Origin of the sequence: Microcoleus sp. B4-C2, assembly GCF_036705265.1 — a bacterium.
GTDB lineage: Bacteria > Cyanobacteriota > Cyanobacteriia > Cyanobacteriales > Microcoleaceae > Microcoleus.
The window spans coordinates 22,803-42,410 of the sequence record NZ_JAUBUB010000008.1; the positions used below are offsets into that span (position 1 = coordinate 22,803).

A 19,608-nucleotide genomic window follows, 5' to 3' on the forward strand; every position below is an offset into this window, starting at 1 on the left:
AACAGGCATCTTGCCTGTTCATAAAAATGGTACTAGGGAGGCGGGTTTAGGAGGTATATTGAGATTTACTGTCGGGTGGGGGCGGGTTTACGAGATTGTTCGTTACAGGCGAGTATTGTTGGTGAACCCGCCCCTACAAATTACCCATTCCCGATTCCCCATTCCCGATTCCCAATTAGTAATTATTAGGCAAAGACTGCCAAAAAGGCCGCTCTTCTGGCTTCCTCACAGTATTCGTCGCCGACTGCACGTTTCCTTTCAATTCTTGATAATACCTGTCATCCAGGAAACTAACGCTGACGCCAGCAGGAAGCAGCAGTTGGCGCAATCTTTCTTGAGTGTAATCTACACCGTCAATCATTGGCCCGCGCGGATTTGAAACTAACAACTTGCCGTTAACTGGCACCGAATTGACCATATTTGGCCACCAAGCATAACCGCTGTAGCCAAACATCACCGGAACTTGAATAATTTGGTCGTCTCCGAGTAAAAACTCTCTTTTCAACTTCTCTATAATCGGATTAAGTTTCTGATTTTGCAAATAGAGATTGTGTTGAATTAAAGCCCGGTTTTGCAAGGCGGTGCTGACAGTTGTTTGAGTGCTCAAACCACGATTGATCGCCACATCGCCGTAACCTCTTCCCTCCAATTCTTCCAACAGCTTAACTCCGGCTTCGGGACTGGCGATCGCCATTACATATTGTCCGGGAGTTTGAGTGGGAATAAAATTGATAATTTCATCGACTTGGCGAGTCAAAAGCCAAGAAGTATCAATATCCACTGGCGGCCCTTGAATTCTCTGAGCTTGAATAAAATCAAGTACCTCTGGATTAAAACTAGCATTTCCCGAATTCCCGTAATAAACTCGACCCATTGGGTGTCCGGGAATCGGCGGTGTCACCTGCAAATTGCCGTATCCGTCAGACCACTGACTTACGGGGTCTAAAGAACGAGGATTGCCAATTTTAACTACTTTCAAATCCGGGTTTTGAGTTGATTTAACAGGCGGGTTTTTCTCTGGGTCGCTATTGCTTTTTAGGGCGACATTAAACTGGCGCAGCTCCGATTTTTCGGGAAGTTGAACGTAGCCGTTTTTCTGGGTATCTTGCATCCAAGTGCGATCGCCCTGAATGACTTTCACTTTGGCGCCCGTGGGTTCTACTGCTTGTTTTAGTTGCGAGATAAATTCGCTGTTTACCGCGCCTCTGTCGCTGACCTGAACTTCGGTTACTGGTGCTGTATTGGGCGCTATCATCCAAGGACTAACGCCCATTTGAATAGTTGTAGATGCGATTTCTTGACCGTTGTTTAGGGCAGTTGCTTTGAGATTTACAGTGCCGTTCCAGTTGCGATCGGCAAATTGTTTTGCTTCGACACCTAAAACAATATTCGTGCTGAAAACTAGAGGTTTAGCACCGGATATATCTACAGGTTGCCAGCCGTCGCCCGTCTTCTGAAAAACGCTGATGTGAGGGCTAGCAATGCTGTCAGCCGTGATAAATAACTGAGAGGTTTTGAAGTTTTCAGATAGTGTTAAGTTAACTTGAGACAGCATTGCTGCACGGCGGGGAACCATAACTTTGGTTTGTTTCCAAGTCGGTATCTTGCCGCGATCGTTATTGCGATCGTTAAATGAAATTAGCGCGCCCTTGGACAAAGACCATTGTTCTTTTCCGGCGTCGTCTTGCTGGTTAATTTGGCCATCTCTGTTAGTATCTCCCGCAAAGAAAAAGTTCGGCGGGGACGCGGCGGGTGTAACTGGGGCGGGAGTTGGTGTTGCAGTTGATTCAGGAGTTGGTTGAGGAGTTGCTTGCTGATTTCTCTCTAATTCTTGCCTTTCAAGTTCTTGTCTGGCTAATTCTTGTCTGGCTAACTCTTGCCTTTCAAGTTCTTGTCTAGCTAACTCTTGTCTAGCTAATTCTTGCCTTTCAAGTTCTTGTCTAGCTAACTCTTGTCTAGCTAATTCTTGCCTTTCAAGTTCTTGTCTTTCAAGTTCTTTCCTGGCTAATTCTTGCCTTTCCAGTTCTTTTCTGGCTAACTCTTGCCTTTCAAATTCTTGCCTTTCAAGTTCTTTTCGGGCTAATTCTTGCCTTTCAAATTCTTGCCTTTCAAGTTCTTTACGGGCTAATTCTTGCCTTTCAAGTTCTTTTCGGGCTAATTCTTGCCTTTCAAACTCTTGCCTTTCAATCTCTTTTCTAGCCCGGTCTTTTTTCTCTTGCTCTTTTCTCTCTATTTCTCGACGAGCAAATTCTTTTTTCTCTTGCTCTTTGCGGGCTCGCTCTCTTATCTCTTCTTCCTCGGCTCTAATTTTCTCAACAGAACGTGCGACTTGCATTTCATAGGTAGCGACACTGAGGCTTCCTTGATATTCGATGGTTTTGTCGATCGCCCCATCAGCCAAAAAAGAATCGTGAGGAATGAGTCGCAGCGTATTGATAGCCAACTCCCACAGCCGCTGGGACTCTTCCCAGGTAGTAGAAGAAGGATTAGAAGTGCGTCCAATTAAGACTGCTTGGGCGGCTAATTTAGCAGCATCGTCCCAATTATATTTGGCTCTTTCTTCTATTTGAATCTGACTTTGAACGTTTTGGAGTTGCTGCGTCAGAGTTTGGGATTGCTGGCGGTTGATTGCTGATTTCCAAAGCTCAGCAGGAAACGGGGCGCTGTCGGAACTTTTGGCAAGGTTATCTAATTGTACTTTAAGCCGATCGCGCAATTTGTAGAGTTCGGAAAGGGATTGCGGAGTTTCGCCCTCTGGCTGTCGCCCAGAGAGTGCGAGTTGGTAGTTTAGGGAAGGTTGAGCCACTGTTGTGGGGACTGCAACCCAAATAATACCGATGACGACACCGAAACCATTGACGATCGCGATCGCAATATATTTAACCAAACGCATATAGTTTATCCTCAGACACGCCAATAATTTTACCTAATCTTGGGAGCAATTGGGGATTTAATTATAAGGACTTACGCATGGCGGCCCAGAAACCGGGTTTTTTACGAAAATACTTTGTTGCTGTTCAGAGATTCGATAAAAACTCCTGGTGGTTGAGCGAAGTCGAAACCCGGTTTCTTTGTCGGAGTCCACAATATCTGATAATATTTAAATTATTATATAGTATTCATCACGATCGCATTAACTCTCATTATAATCAAGACAACCTAAAGGAGGTAATAGTATGTTGACAAGCGATCTCAATGCTCTACTTGACCAACAAGCACTCCAACGCCAAGATTCCGAATGTCGCTATATTACCGATCGCGTCAACTGGGAACAATATGAAACATTACTCACCAGAAGTGGGGATACTTCCGCATATCGAGTCACGTATTTAGATGGAGTCTTAGAAATTATGTCACCTTCCCGCCGCCATGAAAACAGAAAAACTCGCATTGGAGACCTTTTACTCATTTACTTTTTAGAAGCAGATATAGACTATTTTCCATTTGGTTCTACCAGCCTACGGCAAGAGGAAAAAAGAGGCGGGACGGAACCTGATGAAGCTTACTGCATTGGTACAGACAAAGAATTTCCCGATTTAGCAATTGAGGTTGTTGTTACCAGTGGTGGCCTGAATAAATTGGAAGTTTACAGACGGTTAAATGTTAAAGAAGTTTGGTTTTGGCAAAATGAAAATTTTAGCCTCTACTACCTGCGAGAAGAAATTCCAGTTCAATTTGTCCAAACCTGCGGTTATGAGCAAATCAGTCGCAGTGAAATCCTGCCTAATTTAGATATAGAATTGTTGGCAGAATATGTTCGATATCCGAATTCCCTCGCAGCAGTTAAAGAATTTCGACAACGACTGATTGGATGAGTTGAGTGTTGTAAGTGTAAATGGGTTGATTTCCGATCATCGCACACCAGGCCAGAAACCGGGTTTTTTACGAAAAGACGCGTTGCTACCGACAGATTAGGTAAAAACCCGGTTTCTTTGTCGGAGTCAGTAAGTCCTGAATCTTACTCTATGGGGAAGCCAGGAATCAGTAGATCGATTTCTACCATCAGTTGCATGGTTTCTTTGAGCGCAACCACCACCTTTTGATAGTGCAGTACATCATCAAAGGATAAGGTGCGTTTGGCTTTCTTACGGTCTTTGAGCCATTTATCTAAAACCTGATAACCCCCAATTTTAAACTCCCAAACTTCGGGGGCGATGCCTTCAAAATAGCGGGTTTTGTTGATATAAACTCGCTGTTCAGCGGGTTTATAGATAACTTCGGTAACGGCATTGTCACCATCGCCACTCATTTTAGTAATCAGCTTATTAAGTTTTTTCGATTTCATCAGGTGCAGGTCTACCAATGCCTGACCTTTTGCACCCAAGTCTTTAAATAGCTGGTCATTGCGGGTCAACGGCACACGAGGAAAGTCGATTTTGAGAAACTCGGCGTAGCGTTGGCGATAGGTAGGGCTATGGAAGATGGCGTAGATGTAGTAAAAGATGGCTTCTGGCGTGGGAATGTAGTCAAGCTTGTCTTGGATTGAACTTAAAAAACCTGGAAATAAATTTTTAGTCCTTTCAGTAAATAAACTACCCTGTTCATTGGCAGTATCAGGATAGGTGTATAGAGGAAATAATTGTCCGTATCCTTTGTTACTAGAAGTAATACGATTATCAACAAGACAATTGGTGGCAAGAACATGATTGAAGATACCTTCAGGTACTTGGCGCACAGTGATCAATCCTAAATTCTCACCTGTCAACATATGGTTCATCACATTTCCACGAGGCAAACTATGAAACCCTTTCCCATTACTCGTATAGTAGGTATAACGAATGTCAAAAGGACGATAAAGTATTGGTTTAATTTTTGTTTCTGAAAGACCTGATAATCTTAAATCTTTTTGAGCTAATTCAACTTTCCAGTCTCTTGTATTCTCTGGCAATTCATAAAATTGAATTGCTTCATTAGGGGAAATACTTGAAAATTTATTAACTGTTTTCCATACATCGTCTTGACTAAAGTGAATCGTTAATGAATCCCGTGCTGTCATGATTCCGGGACTGTTTATATTAAAAATTTCTGTGATTTTACAACCCTTTTCATATTCTGTAAGCAAGGTGATGTTTTGAGGAATAAAAAGGTAAAAAGGCGATTGAGGCTTAAGATTATTCCACGCAATCGTATCAATATCTAAGTTGCTAAGAGCTTCATATTTGTCTGACCTACTTCCCCAAAGTTCAGAATGATGTGTTTCAGCAGATGATGATTTTCCAGGCTGTTTAATGAAAATTCCTATACTTACACCTTGCTGAATGTCAAAAACATTTTGATCGGGTTCTCCATTAGGAGATATTTCTTTTTTATTAGAATTTCCATGAAGATCCAAAATATAGATATCCGAAAAAGTTTGGATCAGATTTTGACGCATTCCTCGAAAAGTCGGATTATCTAAATATCCATGATTGGTGATGAGTGCTAAAACCCCAAATCCAGTTTCATTAATACGCCATTGAGAAAAACGAATGAATTTTACGTAATCATCTTGCAATCCTTTTGAATTCTTCTCGTCCAATGGCTGACCATCAACTTGATAGTAGTCGCGAACAAGACCACTAATCCATGCTCCTGTGTTTGACGACTCGTAAGAGTAAGGCGGATTGCCTAATACAACCATCACAGGTGTATCTCGCTTCACCGTCGAAGCTTCATTTGCTTCTTGTGCCACAAACTGACCAAACAAAATCTCTGATTTTTTCAGTGCCTCATCCAGCGTATTGGTGAGGTAAATGCCTAATCGTTGTTTGTCCTTAAATTTGTAACCAAGTTCTTGAAGTTCTAGCCCTAGCTTCAGGTGAGCAATGGCATAGGGAGCCATCAATAACTCAAATCCAAACAACCGATTCAGCAAATTATCTCGCACATAGCTATCCCACTGATTCGCCATGCCAATTTCTTCTATATTGCGGTAAATTTGCTTTACCACTTCATACAAAAACGTACCCGTACCCGTTGCAGGATCGAGAATTTGCAGTTTCGGCTTTTGTGTTACTGGATCTTTGGCATTATCAGCTAATCCCAATGGCAAATCGAAGCGGTCTTTGAGAATGGCATCAACCGATCGCACAATAAACGACACCACAGGTTCCGGTGTATAATAAACGCCTCGACTCTTTCGCAAAGCTGCATTGTACGCCGCCAAAAACGTTTCATAAAAATGCACCACCGGGTCTTCTTGACGAGTGCGCTGCCCAAAGTTTTCGAGAATGCTGCCCATATCAACTTGAGACAGCAATTGCACCAAATCGTCGATCGCCCAATCGATCTGACTGACTGCATCCGTTTCGACGATCGTATTAAACAATCGCTTCAAAAATGGGTTTGTTGCCGGAATATACGTGCCCGCCGTGCGCCGAGTAAACGGTTCACACCCTGGATGTTGAGCATGACCAACTCTTGCCGCAAATAACCCATAAGAAATCGTCTGAGCATACATATCAGCAAAATCAGCATCATTCAAATCGGGCAACAACACCTCACTAAAGCCCTGTTTCAGTTGATGCAATTCACCGTCTTTCCTTTCTCCCTCCAGCGCAGTTTTTGTTGCTAACCGGATTGCCTTCGTCAACCTCGCCATCTGTCGCGCCAGGTCTTCAGGACTGCTGATAATCTCGCCTGTATAGTTGATAAACTGATCTAGCAGAGCCGCAATTTTTTCTGTAGCCCTTATTTGCAGCTTATTCTCATTACGATCTGCTAAAATTTCCTTCTGCCTGCGCTTCCCATTCACATACCAACGAAACTCTAAATAATTGGTCAATACTAGATTAGGAAACGCTTCTATATACCGCTGCAATTGCTCCGATTTTTCTATCTGATCCAGGTCTAGCCCAACGTCTTTCGCTTCTACATAACCCACCAGTAGTTCCCGCCGCCGCACGGTAAAGTCTGGAATTCCTGCCTTGTTGCCTTTTTCTTCAATGACGGCATCAATGCCCTTGTCTGAGTCATCCAGCAAATCTTTCAGCGCTGGATAATGGCTGCGCTCGCTACCTTTTTGCAGGTTATTTTGAATCGACTTGAGGTAAGCATCAAAAGATATAGATGGCATTGAATCAGTTTCCTGGTTTAGTTTGGAAATGTTTTCTGAATTCGTTTAATGCTATTCTAGTAGATAGAATAGTCCTGGAGATAGGGGCCCAGAAACCGGGTTTTTTAGGAATATACTTCGTGGCTACCGACAGATTAGATAAAAACCCGGTTTCTTTGTCGGAGTCAGTAAGCCCTATATGGATTTATTCTCTTTTTCGCTGACCGAAAGGTAAAAATCATGAAATGTCGCTGTTATTTCTTAATTTTTATCCTTATTGGATTATCCTTAACAAGCTGCGAACAGGCGAAGTCATTTCAAGAAATAGATCGAAAATTTAAAAATAGTAATGCGATTGAACAACACAATTTTAACTTGCAAGCGGGCGATCGAACGGTCGAGCGAACTAACAACATCCAAGCAAGTCCGAAGAGTGGGAAGTTCTATCGAACTACCAACTCACCGGAAGAAAGTGCGATCGTGTTAGGAATTTTCGCGTTTTGTTTGATGTGTTATTTATTAGTTTGGAAGTTTCGCGGGAGGGAAGAAGCTAACAAGATGCTGAGAAGAATCAGAAGAAGAGTGAAGTGAGGATAGATACTTGCTAAACCTCATTTTTTCTTAGTGCGGTTGCGTTTTCTCGATTCAGCCGCCGTATTTTTTGCTTTTTTTTGTTTTTCTTTACTTGCCTTAGATCCATTGACAGCACTATCACTTATCGGTTGGCTGGAAAATCCCGATGTCTCGGAGTTTTTAGCTGCAAGTAGAGGAGCAATGCTAGCATTATATATCTCCTGAAATTGTGTTAGACCTTCCCCCGTACTCATATCAAACCCTGCTTCCTGACCTAGCGTTACAAAGGATTTGGCAAATCCAAATTTAGAGGAATCTTCCATAATTTCCTTAAATTCCAGCTCGATATCCCGCAGGTATTTGATAATTGAAGTGGCATTTCGCAGTTTAAATTCTCGCTTCAAAAATTGCCAGAACGCCAATAATTCCGGGATAGCATCTTCACCTTCTTCCGGCGAAAGCAAACTCACTTTCCTGGGAAACAACTCTTCGACTACAGTTGCCACATCTTCCACTTTCATGCTAGGCAGCGTAAAACCTTCATAGCCGAAACCGTAATAAATGAACTGCGAGATCCAAAATCCCACGTCTGGATAAGTTTTACAGTATTCTTCTCCTTCGGGAGAATTGACAAATAGCTCGATTAGCGTTTCCTGATAATCTTCCAGGAGTGGTTCTGCTTCGTCATAATCTAGGCCATTTAGTTGGCGGATATTAAAAGGTTGATCTGACATAGTTGAAAATTTTTTAATTTAATTGACTTTAGCTCTAATGTTAGTACAATTTTTGCAGTTCTATTAATTCTTTAGGATTTCATTATATTTAAAAATTCTTCGATCGCAGGTATATTTGACTAGCACCGATCGCCCGTGACTATTTAAACCAAGCTAGCATTGTATAGGGCGATCGCCCGTCTCCACCGAACAGCGAAAGATGTGATATAATCTCAAGTAAAACTATAATTGTTTGAGCTTGGCAGTGCGCCACTTCAAATTATGAAGTCAACACAACAGTTGACAGCAATTATTGAACGAGAAGGCGACGGATATGTATCCCTTTGCCCGGAACTCGATATTGCCAGCCAAGGTGACAATATAGAAGCAGCGCGACGAACGAAATCTGATCGAAGCGTTGAAACTATTTTTTGAGACAGCAGATCCTTCGGAAGTCAAGAATCGGCTGCATAGCGATCGCCCTTAACTACAACCTACGAAATATTCTCATAATAGCGTTGAATCTTATCTGCAAAAATCGGAATCAACCTGCTAGCTGTATACTCTGGCTTCATGCAATTCCTCTTCTTGGCTAAACTGAGCTAATTCCTTGAGAATTTCACGCCGCTTAACAGTACGCTGCTGTTTATATGCGATCGCACTTGCCAAACTTATCCGCCGCTGGTTTCCTACTTTTCCATAGACAATTTCCCCATCATCGAGCAATTTGACTACAAATTCTGGCGACACATTCAGCAAAGTCGCCGTTTCTTCAACAGTCATATCTTGCTCAATTGGCACTAAAGACACTGCTTTACCAGCCGCCATTAAATGTGCAGCTTGACACAACAATTGATAGAGAGATTCAGGAAGTGCGATCGCTTCCCCGCCAACTTCCAGGAGTTTGACTTTAGATGTTTCAGAATCACCATTTTCTTTCTTGAGACATAGCATTTTATCCCATAATTGGATAGCTTGTGTTTCTTCTTCGGTCGGTAAAACTGGATCTAGGAGTATTTTTGGCCTGTTCATGGAAATGTTTCCTGAATTGGTTTAATGCTATTATATTATATTATATTGAATTTATTAATGACCGTTAATGCCTGACTTAGAAAAAGGTCTAGCCGCTTTTAATACCCAAGATTATACCCAAGCCTTTAGCTTGTTAAAACCGCTAGCAGAACAGGGAAATGCTGAATCTCAGTGCATCATTGCCAGTATGTACCATTTAGGATTAGGTCGAGAAAGGATAATATTAGAAGCAATTAAATGGTACATCAAATCCGCTGAGCAAGGCTATGGTGTTGCCTCAAACAACTTAGCAGGAATTTATCTGTGCGGTGCTGATGGTGTAGCAGCCGATCGCACTGAAGCAGAAAAATGGTTTCAAAAAGCCAGAGAACAAGGATTTTCACATACACCTATTTCCAGTGGATATTTAAACCAAGCTAGCATTGCATAATATCAAGTCCGGTGGCATCCTTCTAGCATGGAGGGGGCGGGTTTACGAGATTATTAATTTTAGTCAATTATTGTTGGTAAAACCCGCCCCTACAACATTGGAAATCAACCAGACACAATCTCAAACAAACCCCAAACAAAAACCCGGTTTCTCCAAGAAACCGGGTTTAATCATCCGCGTTAATCCGCCTTCATCTGCGGTTGCAAAATCCTACAACTGCTTCACCTCAGAAACCAATTTGGCAACCACATCCTTAGCGCTACCAAACAACATCATCGTCTTATCCTTGTAGAACAACTCATTATCTACACCGGAAAAACCAGCACTCATCCCGCGCTTAATCACGATCGTATGTTTGGCCTTATCAACCTCCAAAATCGGCATCCCGTAAATCGGGCTCGCCGTATCGTGACGCGCCGCCGGATTCACCACATCATTCGCACCAATCACCAAAGCCACATCCGTTTCTTCAAACTGCGGATTGATATCGTCCATGTCGTACAACTGCGGATAAGGCACGTTTGCTTCCGCTAAGAGCACATTCATGTGCCCCGGCATCCGCCCAGCCACCGGGTGAATCGCGTATTTCACGTCAACACCCATTTTTTCCAAACCGTCGGCTAACTCGCGCACGGCGTGCTGTGCTTGCGCTACAGCCATTCCGTAACCGGGAATAATCACAACCGATCGCGCATAACCCAACATCATCGCACTTTCTTCGAGATTGATGCTGCGAACAGTTTTGTCGATCGCACCAGCAGCCCCAGCAGCAGCCCCAGCACTAGCACCACCGCTACCAAAGGCGCTAAACAGCACACTAGAAAGCGATCGATTCATCCCCTTGCACATGATTTGCGTCAAAATAATCCCCGACGCGCCCACCAATGCACCAGCGATAATCAGCATATTGTTCATCAAAATGAACCCAGCCACACTCGCCGCAATCCCCGAATAAGAGTTAAGCAGCGACACCACCACCGGCATATCGCCACCGCCAATCGGGAGCACAAACATGATTCCCAGAATATTGGAAATCGCCACCAAACCCAGGAATACCGGCACATTCTCCGGGTTTGTCAGCATATAACCGCTGCCGGCTAAAAGTGCGATCGCCAGCATGGCATTAAACGGCTGTTGCAGCGGAAACGTCATAGGCGCACCCGGCAGCAATTCTTGCAGCTTCGCAAACGCCACAAGACTACCAGTGAAAGTAATCCCGCCAATCAAGACACCCAAAAGGATCGTGATTGTCGCGTCAGGTGCCGGCGATTCCGGGATGCTGAGATAGCGCCAGAATTCGCCCACAGCAACGAGTGCAGAAGCCGCGCCCCCAAAACCGTTAAGCAAACCCACCATCTGCGGCATATCCGTCATCGCGACGGTTTTCGCCATAATTGTTCCCAAAATGGAACCGATGATAATTCCGACAGCAATCAATTCGTAGCTGATGACTTGCTTTTCCAGCAAAGTACCGACGATCGCAATTAACATCCCGATCGCAGCTAACACATTTCCTTGACGCGCGGTTGCAGGGGAACCCAACTGTTTCAAACCGATAATAAACAAACATGCGGCAACTAAATAACCTAGTTGAATGCCACTGGGCAGAAAATCGCTCACGCTTTAACCTCTTTTTTCTTGAACATTTGCAGCATTCGATCGGTTACTAAGAAACCGGCGACAACGTTAATTGTGGCCAGGGCGATCGCGATCGTCCCCAAAATCGAAGTAACAGTTACATTACCTTGGCCTGAAATCAGAATTGCACCTAAAACGGCAATTCCCGAAATCGCATTCGATCCCGACATCAAAGGTGTGTGCAGCGTCGGCGGGACTTTATTGATTACTTCAAATCCCACAAACGACGCTAGAGTAAACACCACTAAACCTGCAATCAATCCTTCTGCCATAACAATTGGTAATTGGTAATTGGAAATTGGTGTGAAATTAACGCTAAAGTCCTTTATATCTCTCGTTTGTTGCCGAGTCTCGATCCCCCTAAATCCCCCTTAAGAAGGGGGACTTTGAATACTTCTTGTTCCCCCCTTCTTAAGGGGGGCTAGGGGGGATCTGGCCCTAGTCACCAAACAAAAAAAGCCTTTTTGGGAGATATTTAATCAGTTCTTCAGTCCTCTTCAGAGGACTTTAGCTTTGAGGCAGGGGTTTCAACCCTTGCCGGACTTTGCCTCATAACGACCGAATCTAACTGACGGCTGAAGCCTGAGCCGTCAAAGCATCGCGAACCCGCTGGTTACTAATTTCACCATCGCGAGCCACACAGGAACCAGCAATGATATCGTCTTCAAAATTCAAATTGAGTTCCTTATCTTTCACCATCAACTGAAGTAAAGAGGAGATATTCTTCGAGTAAGTTTCGCTAGCGTGGACAGGCATCGACGAAGGCACATTAATCGGGCCGATGACATTAACGCCGTTCCATTCAACATCTTTCCCCGCTTCCGTGCATTCGCAATTGCCGCCTTGTTCGCCCGCGAGGTCAACAATTACCGATCCGGGCTTCATTTGAGAAACCATTTCTCTAGTAACTAAAATAGGTGCTTTTCTGCCGGGAACTTGAGCGGTTGTAATCACTGCATCGGAAGCGCTGACGTGTTGGGTGAGCACTTGGCGGGTGTATTCTTTAGCCGCTTCTGATAGTTCTTTAGCATAGCCTCCGGCGGCGACGGTTTCTTCCTTGAGTTCGACATCAACGAATTTAGCGCCCAAACTTTGCACTTGTTCTTTTGTTTCCGGGCGGATGTCGAAGGCTTCGACTACCGCACCCAAACGACGCGCCGTGGCGATCGCCTGTAAGCCAGCAACGCCCACACCCATTACCAATACTTTCGCGGGGCGAATTGTACCCGCCGCCGTTGTCAGCATTGGGAAATATTTCGGCAAAGCGGCGGCTGCGATCAGTACCGCTTTGTAACCGGCGACGTTAGCCTGAGATGACAGCGCATCCATGCTTTGAGCGCGGCTGGTGCGCGGGATCATTTCCATGCTGAAGGCCGTTACTTTGCGATCGGCTAAACGCTGCACTAAAGCCGGATCTCCCAGAGGATTCAAAAATCCGATGAAAACGCCTCCTTCCCGGAGTTGATGAACTTCTGATTCTTGCAGGGCCCCGATTTTGACGACGATATCGGCTTCGCCCCACAGCCTAGCGGTATCGGCGACAACCTGAGCTCCCGCTTCTTCGTAAGCAAGATCCGAGAAAAAGGATTGTGCCCCCGCACCCGCCTCAACCCAAACTTCGACCCCCTGTTTGACTAATCGGGCTACAGCGTCGGGTACTAAAGCCACCCGGCGTTCCCCTGCTGCTATTTCTTTTGCGATCGCTAATTTCATGAACTCTCCTTATTTAAGCTTTCCCAGGACGGTTGAAACCGCGCCTACACAGACAAAACCTGCCTCCGCAGGTTTCTTGAAGTGCGATTTTTAATCGCCCCATGCCTTGCTTTACATTGAAGCAGCCGTTGCCCTAAACTTCTCTCGTTGATACTAAAGCCGATCGCCCAAATTCGACCCGTATCTTTAACTTATCTTATACATTCAAATTCGCTAAATTGTTAAGTTAGCCACAGATTATGATATAATTTTATGTCGCCTAATTCTGTAGTTAGAATGTCAGTTATCAGTATTACGCAAAAAATACGCAAAAAATAATTGACGATCGAGCAATTTGTTCGGAGGTTCCCAGATTCAGCGTTTCGGAGACTTAGGATGGAGGCACAGAAAAGCGTCGGGTTCTAACCAGCCCCCAGATTCATTCTCAAAGCAGACGGGAGTAAATCTAAAATCTAAAATCTAAAATCTAAAATCGGCTCGCCCTCATCAAATTGCTGAGACATTCGATATATTGTAGGCACGATCGCAAATTTCGGGCGATCGATATTAAAGGTTCACCAAGAGTTTAATTAGAGGAGTTGTTATGCGACGATTATTTTCAGCACTAGCGGTTACAGGTTGCTTGGTGGCTGGATTACCCGCCATCAGTTTAGCCCAGTCCATGCCAGGATTCACGATTTTCGGCGGCCCCGAACGCGCCAACCAATTAAACTATCGCTTGGATTACGGTACAGCCGGGATGAGTGGCGATAGATATCGGCTGCGAATTCCTTCCAACAAAGTAAGTTTGGCGATCGCCCAACTCAACATATCCTATCCAGACTACTACAAAGGCGAATTTGACCAAAAAGACATTAAAGTGCGCGTCAAAAACAAAACAATAGAATTGCAAGAAGTAATCTGGGACAAAGAAAATCGATTCATAGAAATTTATCCCACAGAACCAATTGCCGCCGGCAACAATGTTGAGGTTGTACTCTCCAACGTCAGAAACCCATCCCCTGGCGGAATGTACCATTTCAACGTCCGCATCCGCACCCCTGGGGATGTTCCCTTGCTGCGTTACCTCGGTACTTGGCTGTTGAGCATTAATTGAGGGAAGAGTTCGGGGAAGGAATTTCTCGTTATTCAAGCGATCGCGACAGAAAAATTTAAATGTGGCGATAGTTTTCCTGAGAGCAAAAATTTAACAATCCTCAAATCTTGGTTTTCCTCACATCTTGCACCATTCTCAAGAACAGGCTTTCCGGCCTGTTCCACAAAGAGTGAATTTTCTTGTGGAACAGGCCGGAAAGCCTGTTCATAAAAAGCTTATTGAGAATGGTCAACATCTCAGTTTTCGGGAGTTGTGAAAATAGAACCTTCGGCTCATATCGCAATTCTCAATGATTGGTAATAATGAGTCTAGGGGCAGTCCCCCGATAGTTGCCCTTCGCTAATTAGGGGTAGGCTTAGGGGCGCTACCCCTAAAAAATGTTTACCAATCAAATAGGATTGCTCTAGCCGTACTTGCAGCATGAATCTACTAGCAAAAATCAAAACAATAAAACTTCCTCCAGCGCTGAGATCGAGAAATTATCGCCTGTTTTTTGCAGGACAAGGCCTCTCACTGATTGGCAGTTGGATGACGCAAGTCGCTACTATTTGGCTTGTCTACAATTTGAGCGATTCACCTTGGATGCTCGGCGTGGTCGGATTTACAAGTCAAATCCCCACATTAATTTTACTGCCTTTTGCAGGAGTTTTAATCGATCGCTGGAACCGCCACCGAGTCCTAATTGCCACTCAAATATTAGCAATGGTTCAATCCTTAGCGCTAGCATTTTTAGCCCTAACAGGAGTCGTTAACATTTGGCAGATCCTGGTACTGAGTTTCTTTCAAGGCGCAATTAACGCCTTTGACGCGCCGGCACGGCAAGCTTTTGTACCGGAACTTGTAGAAAAGAAAGAAGATTTAGCAAATGCGATCGCCCTCAACGCTTCCATGTTCAACGGCGCCAGATTAATCGGCCCAGCAATTGCAGGTTTGCTGATAGCTACAGTCGGGGCAAGTTATTGCTTTCTCATTGACGGACTCAGCTACATCGCTGTAATTGCAGGCTTATTAGCGATGCAAATCAAACCCCGAAAAATTGCAGCAACTGATACCAAACCCTTACAAAGATTAAAAGAAGGATTCGTTTATGCCTTCGGGTTTCCCCCGATTCGAGCAATTTTACTGCTATTAGCATTAGTCAGTTTTGCGGGAATGTCCCACACAGTTTTAGTCCCAATTTTTGCCACCAAAATTCTGCAAGGCGACGCACAAACCCTCGGCTTTTTGATGGCATCTTCGGGAGTCGGAGCCTTTGGGGGGGCGATTTATTTGATTTCACGCAAAAGTATAGTTGGCCTCGGCAAATGGATTGCGATTTCACCCGCAATTATGGGATTCGGGCTGATAGGTTTTGGTTTGTCCCGCGTCTTATGGCTGTCATTAATCATGATGTTGTTTGTGGGGTTTGGTTTCATTTTGCAATTTGCAGGAGGAAACACATTTTTGCAAACAATTGTGGAAGACGACAAACGCGGAAGAGTGATGAGCATATACACGATGGCATTTTTTGGAGTGACACCGTTTGGGAATTTAGTTGCCGGCGGATTGGCAAATTATATTGGTGCTCCCAATACAGTCATCATTGGAGGTATAATTTGTGTTTTAGGCTCCATAGTTTTTACCAAACAGTTGCCAGCTTTAAAAAACTTAGTCCGACCACTTTATCAAAAAATGGGTTTAATTTCGCAGTAACAATTTACCGTCAAATCACAAATGCCAACCTTAAACAAGATTCCCAAAGCTAATATCTGACTGTCTCTCTCTCTAGCAATCCTCAACAACTTGTAAACTTCTCTCTTTCCCTCTTATCTTCTCTTTCTCTGCGCCCTCTGCGCCCTCTGCGGTTAAAACATCCAAATTAATTACGCAACCAGAGTTCACCATTCTTGTTGGGCTTCAGCTTCAGCTTGAATTAAATTTTGCCGCAGTTGCACCCAATTAATTTGATGAGAGGGCGAGTCTTCGATGAGCTTTCCGCGCTGTAAATGCAGAATTCGCGTGCTAAATTCCTCAGCTAATTCTAATTGATGGTTTACCATTACAATAGTGGTTTTGCCGTTTGTTAGCTGTGTCAATACTTGCAAAAGGTGGGCAGCTTTTCCTGCGTCTAGGGCGGATGTTGGCTCATCTAAAAGCAAGACTTTTGGTTGTAGGATGATGCCGCGGGCGATCGCCACGAGCTGTTTTTGGCCTGTGGAAAGCTGCAATTCGGTGCGATTGAGCCATTCTTGGGGTATGTGCAGTTGTTCGATCGCCCCGCTAATTCTCTCAGCAATGTTTGATGCAGTCACCCCCCGCAGCTTCAAAGGATAAGCCAATGCTTCTCGCACCGACATTCCCAAAAGCTTGGATTCTTGCAGGATGAGGGTGATTTGTTTGCGGAGTTCGATCGCAGGTATTTGGCGATATTCTGTATTTTCCAGATAAATCGAGCCACTGGTGGGAGTGCTGAGTCGATTTAGCAGTCGCAACAGCGTTGTTTTGCCGGCACCTGAAGGGCCAACAATTGCCACGCGATCGCCCTTCTGTACCTGAAACGATATATTTTCCAACAAATAACTTGAGGCGATCGGTGTTTTCAAGCTTACACCGTCAATTCGCAATTGAGGATTTGTTTCTGTATTATTTTCAGAATAATTAGGCATTGAATTCATAAAAAATCCCAAAAAGTTGCACATATTTCGATCCCCCTAAATCCCCCTTAAGAAGGGGAGTAGGGGTTAACTTTGATCGGAATCTTGTCCCCCCCTTATTAAGGGGGGTTAGGGGGGATCGGAATTCTATGCAACGACCTATAAAATTGGTATGAGTTGAGGACGATCGCAACTAAATTCATCCGTGTATCCGTGTGGTGATCCTTTTCCTGCTCAAACTTTTACAGCTTTTTCCAATGGAAAACCCAGCTTTTCGCGCTGTTCCAAATAAAGCTGAGCTACTCGCCGCGCCAAATTGCGAATTTTGGTGATATACCGAGTTCTTTCCGTTACCGAAATCACCCCTCTAGCGTCGAGCAAATTGAAAGTGTGAGAACATTTTAGTACATAATCAAGACTAGGCAAAACCAATCCTTTTTTTGTCAATTGTTCGGCTTCTTGCTCGTACAATCCAAATAGAGTAAACAGCAATTCGGGATTGGAAGCTTCAAAGTTATAAGTACACTGTTCTATTTCTCCTTGCAGGTGAACGTCGCCGTAAGTGATGCCATCTTTCCACTGAATTTTCGTCATGGCATCGACTTCTTGGAGATACATTGCGAGGCGTTCTAGTCCGTAGGTAATTTCAATGGATACCGGGCGACAGTCAATGCTACCGCACTGTTGAAAGTAGGTAAATTGGGTGATTTCCATGCCGTCGAGCCAGACTTCCCAGCCGACGCCCCAAGCTCCGAGGGTGGGCGATTCCCAGTTATCTTCTACGAAGCGAATGTCGTGGTCTTCTGGGCTAATTCCTAATGCTCTGAGGGAGTCTAAATAGATGTCTTGGATGTTGGGAGGAGAGGGTTTAATTAAAACTTGATATTGATAGTAATGTTGGAAGCGGTTGGGATTTTCGCCGTAGCGTCCGTCGGTGGGGCGGCGACAGGGTTCGATGTAGGCGACTGACCAAGGTTCGGGGCCGATTGCTCTGAGAAAGGTGTGGGGATTCATGGTTCCTGCACCTTTTTCTGTGTCGTAGGATTGGGCGATCAGGCAGCCTCGATCGCTCCAGAATTTGTTTAAGGTGGCAATGACTGATTGAAAATTCACTGGTTTCAATATGGCTAGTAGGTGTCTCAACTTATTTAAGCATACTCAAGGCACGGTTTATTGAAATAAACCCTGCCGAAATTAGATAAGAGATGCTGAACGTATCGCTGGATATTTAAGTTCTTTTTTCAGGTATATTGTATCGATCGAGTTATTGCGATCGATAATAGCAATGTTTTCTAGATCGATACTCGCATTGCGATCGGGCGCGTTGAGTCACTAACCGACGCAAAGTGGCTGATACATAACTCATGCTGCTGTCTGTAAGTGTTTGTAAGCATGAGCTTTAGCTAAGCGCACCCAAGGTTCTAGCAGCAAGTATCGATCGAGTTCGACTGCTTCCGATTGGGAGAGAGTGCTGGATTTATGGCGATCGAATAGTTCGACGATTTGGCGATCGTCTCTGGGGGGGTGAGTTCCTGGAGTGCGCGATCGAGGGCTTCTGGGAGGCGATCGGCCAATGGTTGCAGTTTTTCACTCCGGGCGATCGGGGACTTCTAAAATAATTTGCATTCTGTTTCTTGAGGGATTTTGGAACACTCAGGTTATTGAGTTGGCGGAGACTCTTGCTTGATTGGGATCGCCTCATCAACAAGCCAGTGTATCAAAAAGGCTATCGCCAATCCTTTCTTTTGAGAATGATACTCGTTTATTGTGGGTAATTCATCATTGCATTGGACAATGGCGACCAGAGTATTAAGAAAATCTATCGATCAGTTCCGGTCATGACACTCAACTCTTATAAATGGTAAAGTGTTGGGACTAACCCCATAACATCTGATGAACTTAGCCAGTAATAAAGCAATTTCTCTCTATGCCAAGTTTGTATACAGAAAACTCGGAAAAATGGAAAAACCTTGCTTCGATAGATTACTTTACCCAATTTGTCAAAGCTTGGATTACTTTCAATGCTTGGTATAAAAATTCCTACCCCACTCTCAAAACTGATAGAGAAGCGATAAAGGCGATAAAGGCTGATCCTAATACTTTTCGGAATAAGCTTGTTAGTCTTCTAAATAATCAAGGCAATGATGGAGTTGCTTTTAAGTCACGCATTGCAGAGCTTCATTTGGAGTTAGAGCGAAAGCATATATTTAACAAAAGTGAGCGCATAAACTTTGAAAGTATTGTTATTGAGGAAAATCCTGACAGGAAAAAGAAATATACTCGTCAACAATTAACCTATAAGGTTGAGAGGAACATTCCGGGAAAACCTCACAAAGAGGTGCAAATTGATATTATTTGTCGCAACGGAAGCGTTAAGTTCAGTTACACGCAAACGAATGGTTTTAATGTAGATGATTTGATATCACAGAATGGCTTTAGAAGCCTATCGGAACCTCAGCAAAATAATCTCAAGGCTTATTATGAAGAGATTAATCCATCAAAGCCAATCAATTTACTGAGCCACGAGCGGAATAATTGTATTCCAATGGGCAATCTTTACTTTGTTAAGAACACGGATCATCTTTGCAAAGGAATTATAGAAATTTTGTATAAACTCAGAAATGTTTTATTTCATGGCGAAATTATTCCAGATAGTGACACTAACAAAGTTTATGAGCATGCGTACCAAATCTTGTATACACTCATTCAAGCTCTTTAACCAAGTTTAGAATTTTGCAGACTACCCC

General features: G+C 44.0%; 17 protein-coding genes. 7 read left to right on the forward strand and 10 right to left on the reverse strand.

Going from position 1 to position 19,608, the window contains the following annotated elements:
• Positions 1 to 175 precede the first annotated feature (175 nt).
• Positions 176 to 2,893, reverse strand: a complete 2,718-nt coding sequence (locus QUB20_RS04900) for a protein-arginine deiminase family protein (RefSeq protein ID WP_333243708.1) — start codon at positions 2,891 to 2,893, stop codon at positions 176 to 178.
• 283 nt (positions 2,894 to 3,176) lie between these two features.
• On the opposite strand from QUB20_RS04900, the gene QUB20_RS04905 reads away from it, so the two are divergent.
• Positions 3,177 to 3,815 carry a Uma2 family endonuclease gene (locus QUB20_RS04905; RefSeq protein WP_333051665.1) on the forward strand — a complete coding sequence of 213 codons (639 nt, stop codon included), beginning with the start codon at positions 3,177 to 3,179 and terminating at the stop codon, positions 3,813 to 3,815.
• Positions 3,816 to 3,958: 143 nt separating this feature from the next.
• On the opposite strand, the gene QUB20_RS04910 is transcribed toward QUB20_RS04905, so the two are convergent.
• The gene (locus tag QUB20_RS04910) at positions 3,959 to 7,054 is read right to left on the reverse strand and encodes a type ISP restriction/modification enzyme (RefSeq protein WP_333243705.1); all 3,096 of its coding nucleotides are present in this window, start codon (positions 7,052 to 7,054) and stop codon (positions 3,959 to 3,961) included.
• A gap of 219 nt (positions 7,055 to 7,273) precedes the next feature.
• Here QUB20_RS04910 and QUB20_RS04915 point away from each other — a divergent pair, with 219 nt between their 5' ends.
• On the forward strand, positions 7,274 to 7,624 hold the full coding sequence (locus tag QUB20_RS04915) for a hypothetical protein (RefSeq protein WP_333291205.1): 351 nt from the start codon (positions 7,274 to 7,276) through the stop codon (positions 7,622 to 7,624).
• A gap of 20 nt (positions 7,625 to 7,644) precedes the next feature.
• On the opposite strand, the gene QUB20_RS04920 is transcribed toward QUB20_RS04915, so the two are convergent.
• Entirely contained in the window at positions 7,645 to 8,340 is a 696-nt protein-coding gene (locus QUB20_RS04920) for a hypothetical protein (protein ID WP_333243698.1), read from the reverse strand.
• A gap of 261 nt (positions 8,341 to 8,601) precedes the next feature.
• Here QUB20_RS04920 and QUB20_RS04925 point away from each other — a divergent pair, with 261 nt between their 5' ends.
• On the forward strand, positions 8,602 to 8,754 hold the full coding sequence (locus QUB20_RS04925) for a hypothetical protein (protein WP_333243695.1): 153 nt from the start codon (positions 8,602 to 8,604) through the stop codon (positions 8,752 to 8,754).
• Between the two features lie 117 nt (positions 8,755 to 8,871).
• On the opposite strand, the gene QUB20_RS04930 is transcribed toward QUB20_RS04925, so the two are convergent.
• Entirely contained in the window at positions 8,872 to 9,351 is a 480-nt protein-coding gene (locus QUB20_RS04930) for a helix-turn-helix domain-containing protein (RefSeq protein WP_333243692.1), read from the reverse strand.
• Between the two features lie 67 nt (positions 9,352 to 9,418).
• On the opposite strand from QUB20_RS04930, the gene QUB20_RS04935 reads away from it, so the two are divergent.
• Positions 9,419 to 9,781 (forward strand): tetratricopeptide repeat protein, encoded by a 363-nt coding sequence (locus QUB20_RS04935; RefSeq protein WP_333243689.1) that lies wholly within the window; start codon positions 9,419 to 9,421, stop codon positions 9,779 to 9,781.
• Positions 9,782 to 9,991: 210 nt separating this feature from the next.
• Here QUB20_RS04935 and QUB20_RS04940 read toward each other — a convergent pair whose 3' ends face one another.
• The 3 genes from QUB20_RS04940 to QUB20_RS04950 all read right to left on the reverse strand — a co-directional run bounded on the left by QUB20_RS04940 (position 9,992) and on the right by QUB20_RS04950 (position 13,132).
• Positions 9,992 to 11,401: an NAD(P)(+) transhydrogenase (Re/Si-specific) subunit beta gene (locus QUB20_RS04940; protein WP_333243686.1), complete on the reverse strand. Its 1,410-nt coding sequence runs from the start codon at positions 11,399 to 11,401 to the stop codon at positions 9,992 to 9,994.
• Positions 11,398 to 11,691, reverse strand: a complete 294-nt coding sequence (locus tag QUB20_RS04945) for an NAD(P) transhydrogenase subunit alpha (protein WP_106150865.1) — start codon at positions 11,689 to 11,691, stop codon at positions 11,398 to 11,400. The genes QUB20_RS04940 and QUB20_RS04945 overlap by 4 nt, the downstream gene beginning before the upstream one ends.
• Before the next feature lie 292 nt (positions 11,692 to 11,983).
• A complete protein-coding gene (locus QUB20_RS04950) occupies positions 11,984 to 13,132 on the reverse strand; it encodes a Re/Si-specific NAD(P)(+) transhydrogenase subunit alpha (protein WP_333243683.1) in 1,149 nt (382 codons plus the stop codon).
• Positions 13,133 to 13,715: 583 nt separating this feature from the next.
• On the opposite strand from QUB20_RS04950, the gene QUB20_RS04955 reads away from it, so the two are divergent.
• A complete protein-coding gene (locus QUB20_RS04955) occupies positions 13,716 to 14,228 on the forward strand; it encodes a DUF2808 domain-containing protein (protein ID WP_333238472.1) in 513 nt (170 codons plus the stop codon).
• Positions 14,229 to 14,648: 420 nt separating this feature from the next.
• Positions 14,649 to 15,920: an MFS transporter gene (locus QUB20_RS04960; protein WP_333243679.1), complete on the forward strand. Its 1,272-nt coding sequence runs from the start codon at positions 14,649 to 14,651 to the stop codon at positions 15,918 to 15,920.
• Between the two features lie 185 nt (positions 15,921 to 16,105).
• On the opposite strand, the gene QUB20_RS04965 is transcribed toward QUB20_RS04960, so the two are convergent.
• The 3 genes from QUB20_RS04965 to QUB20_RS04975 form a co-directional block, all read right to left on the reverse strand.
• A complete protein-coding gene (locus QUB20_RS04965; protein WP_333243676.1) occupies positions 16,106 to 16,873 on the reverse strand; it encodes an ATP-binding cassette domain-containing protein in 768 nt (255 codons plus the stop codon).
• Between the two features lie 222 nt (positions 16,874 to 17,095).
• Positions 17,096 to 17,974 (reverse strand): glycine--tRNA ligase subunit alpha, encoded by an 879-nt coding sequence (gene glyQ, locus QUB20_RS04970; protein ID WP_190660228.1) that lies wholly within the window; start codon positions 17,972 to 17,974, stop codon positions 17,096 to 17,098.
• 308 nt (positions 17,975 to 18,282) lie between these two features.
• Positions 18,283 to 18,435, reverse strand: coding sequence for a hypothetical protein (locus tag QUB20_RS04975; protein WP_333243673.1), 153 nt, complete (start codon positions 18,433 to 18,435; stop codon positions 18,283 to 18,285).
• A 353-nt stretch (positions 18,436 to 18,788) separates the two neighbouring features.
• Here QUB20_RS04975 and QUB20_RS04980 point away from each other — a divergent pair, with 353 nt between their 5' ends.
• Complete coding sequence (locus QUB20_RS04980) at positions 18,789 to 19,580, forward strand: hypothetical protein (RefSeq protein WP_333243670.1); 792 nt, start codon at positions 18,789 to 18,791, stop codon at positions 19,578 to 19,580.
• Positions 19,581 to 19,608: the final 28 nt, after the last annotated feature.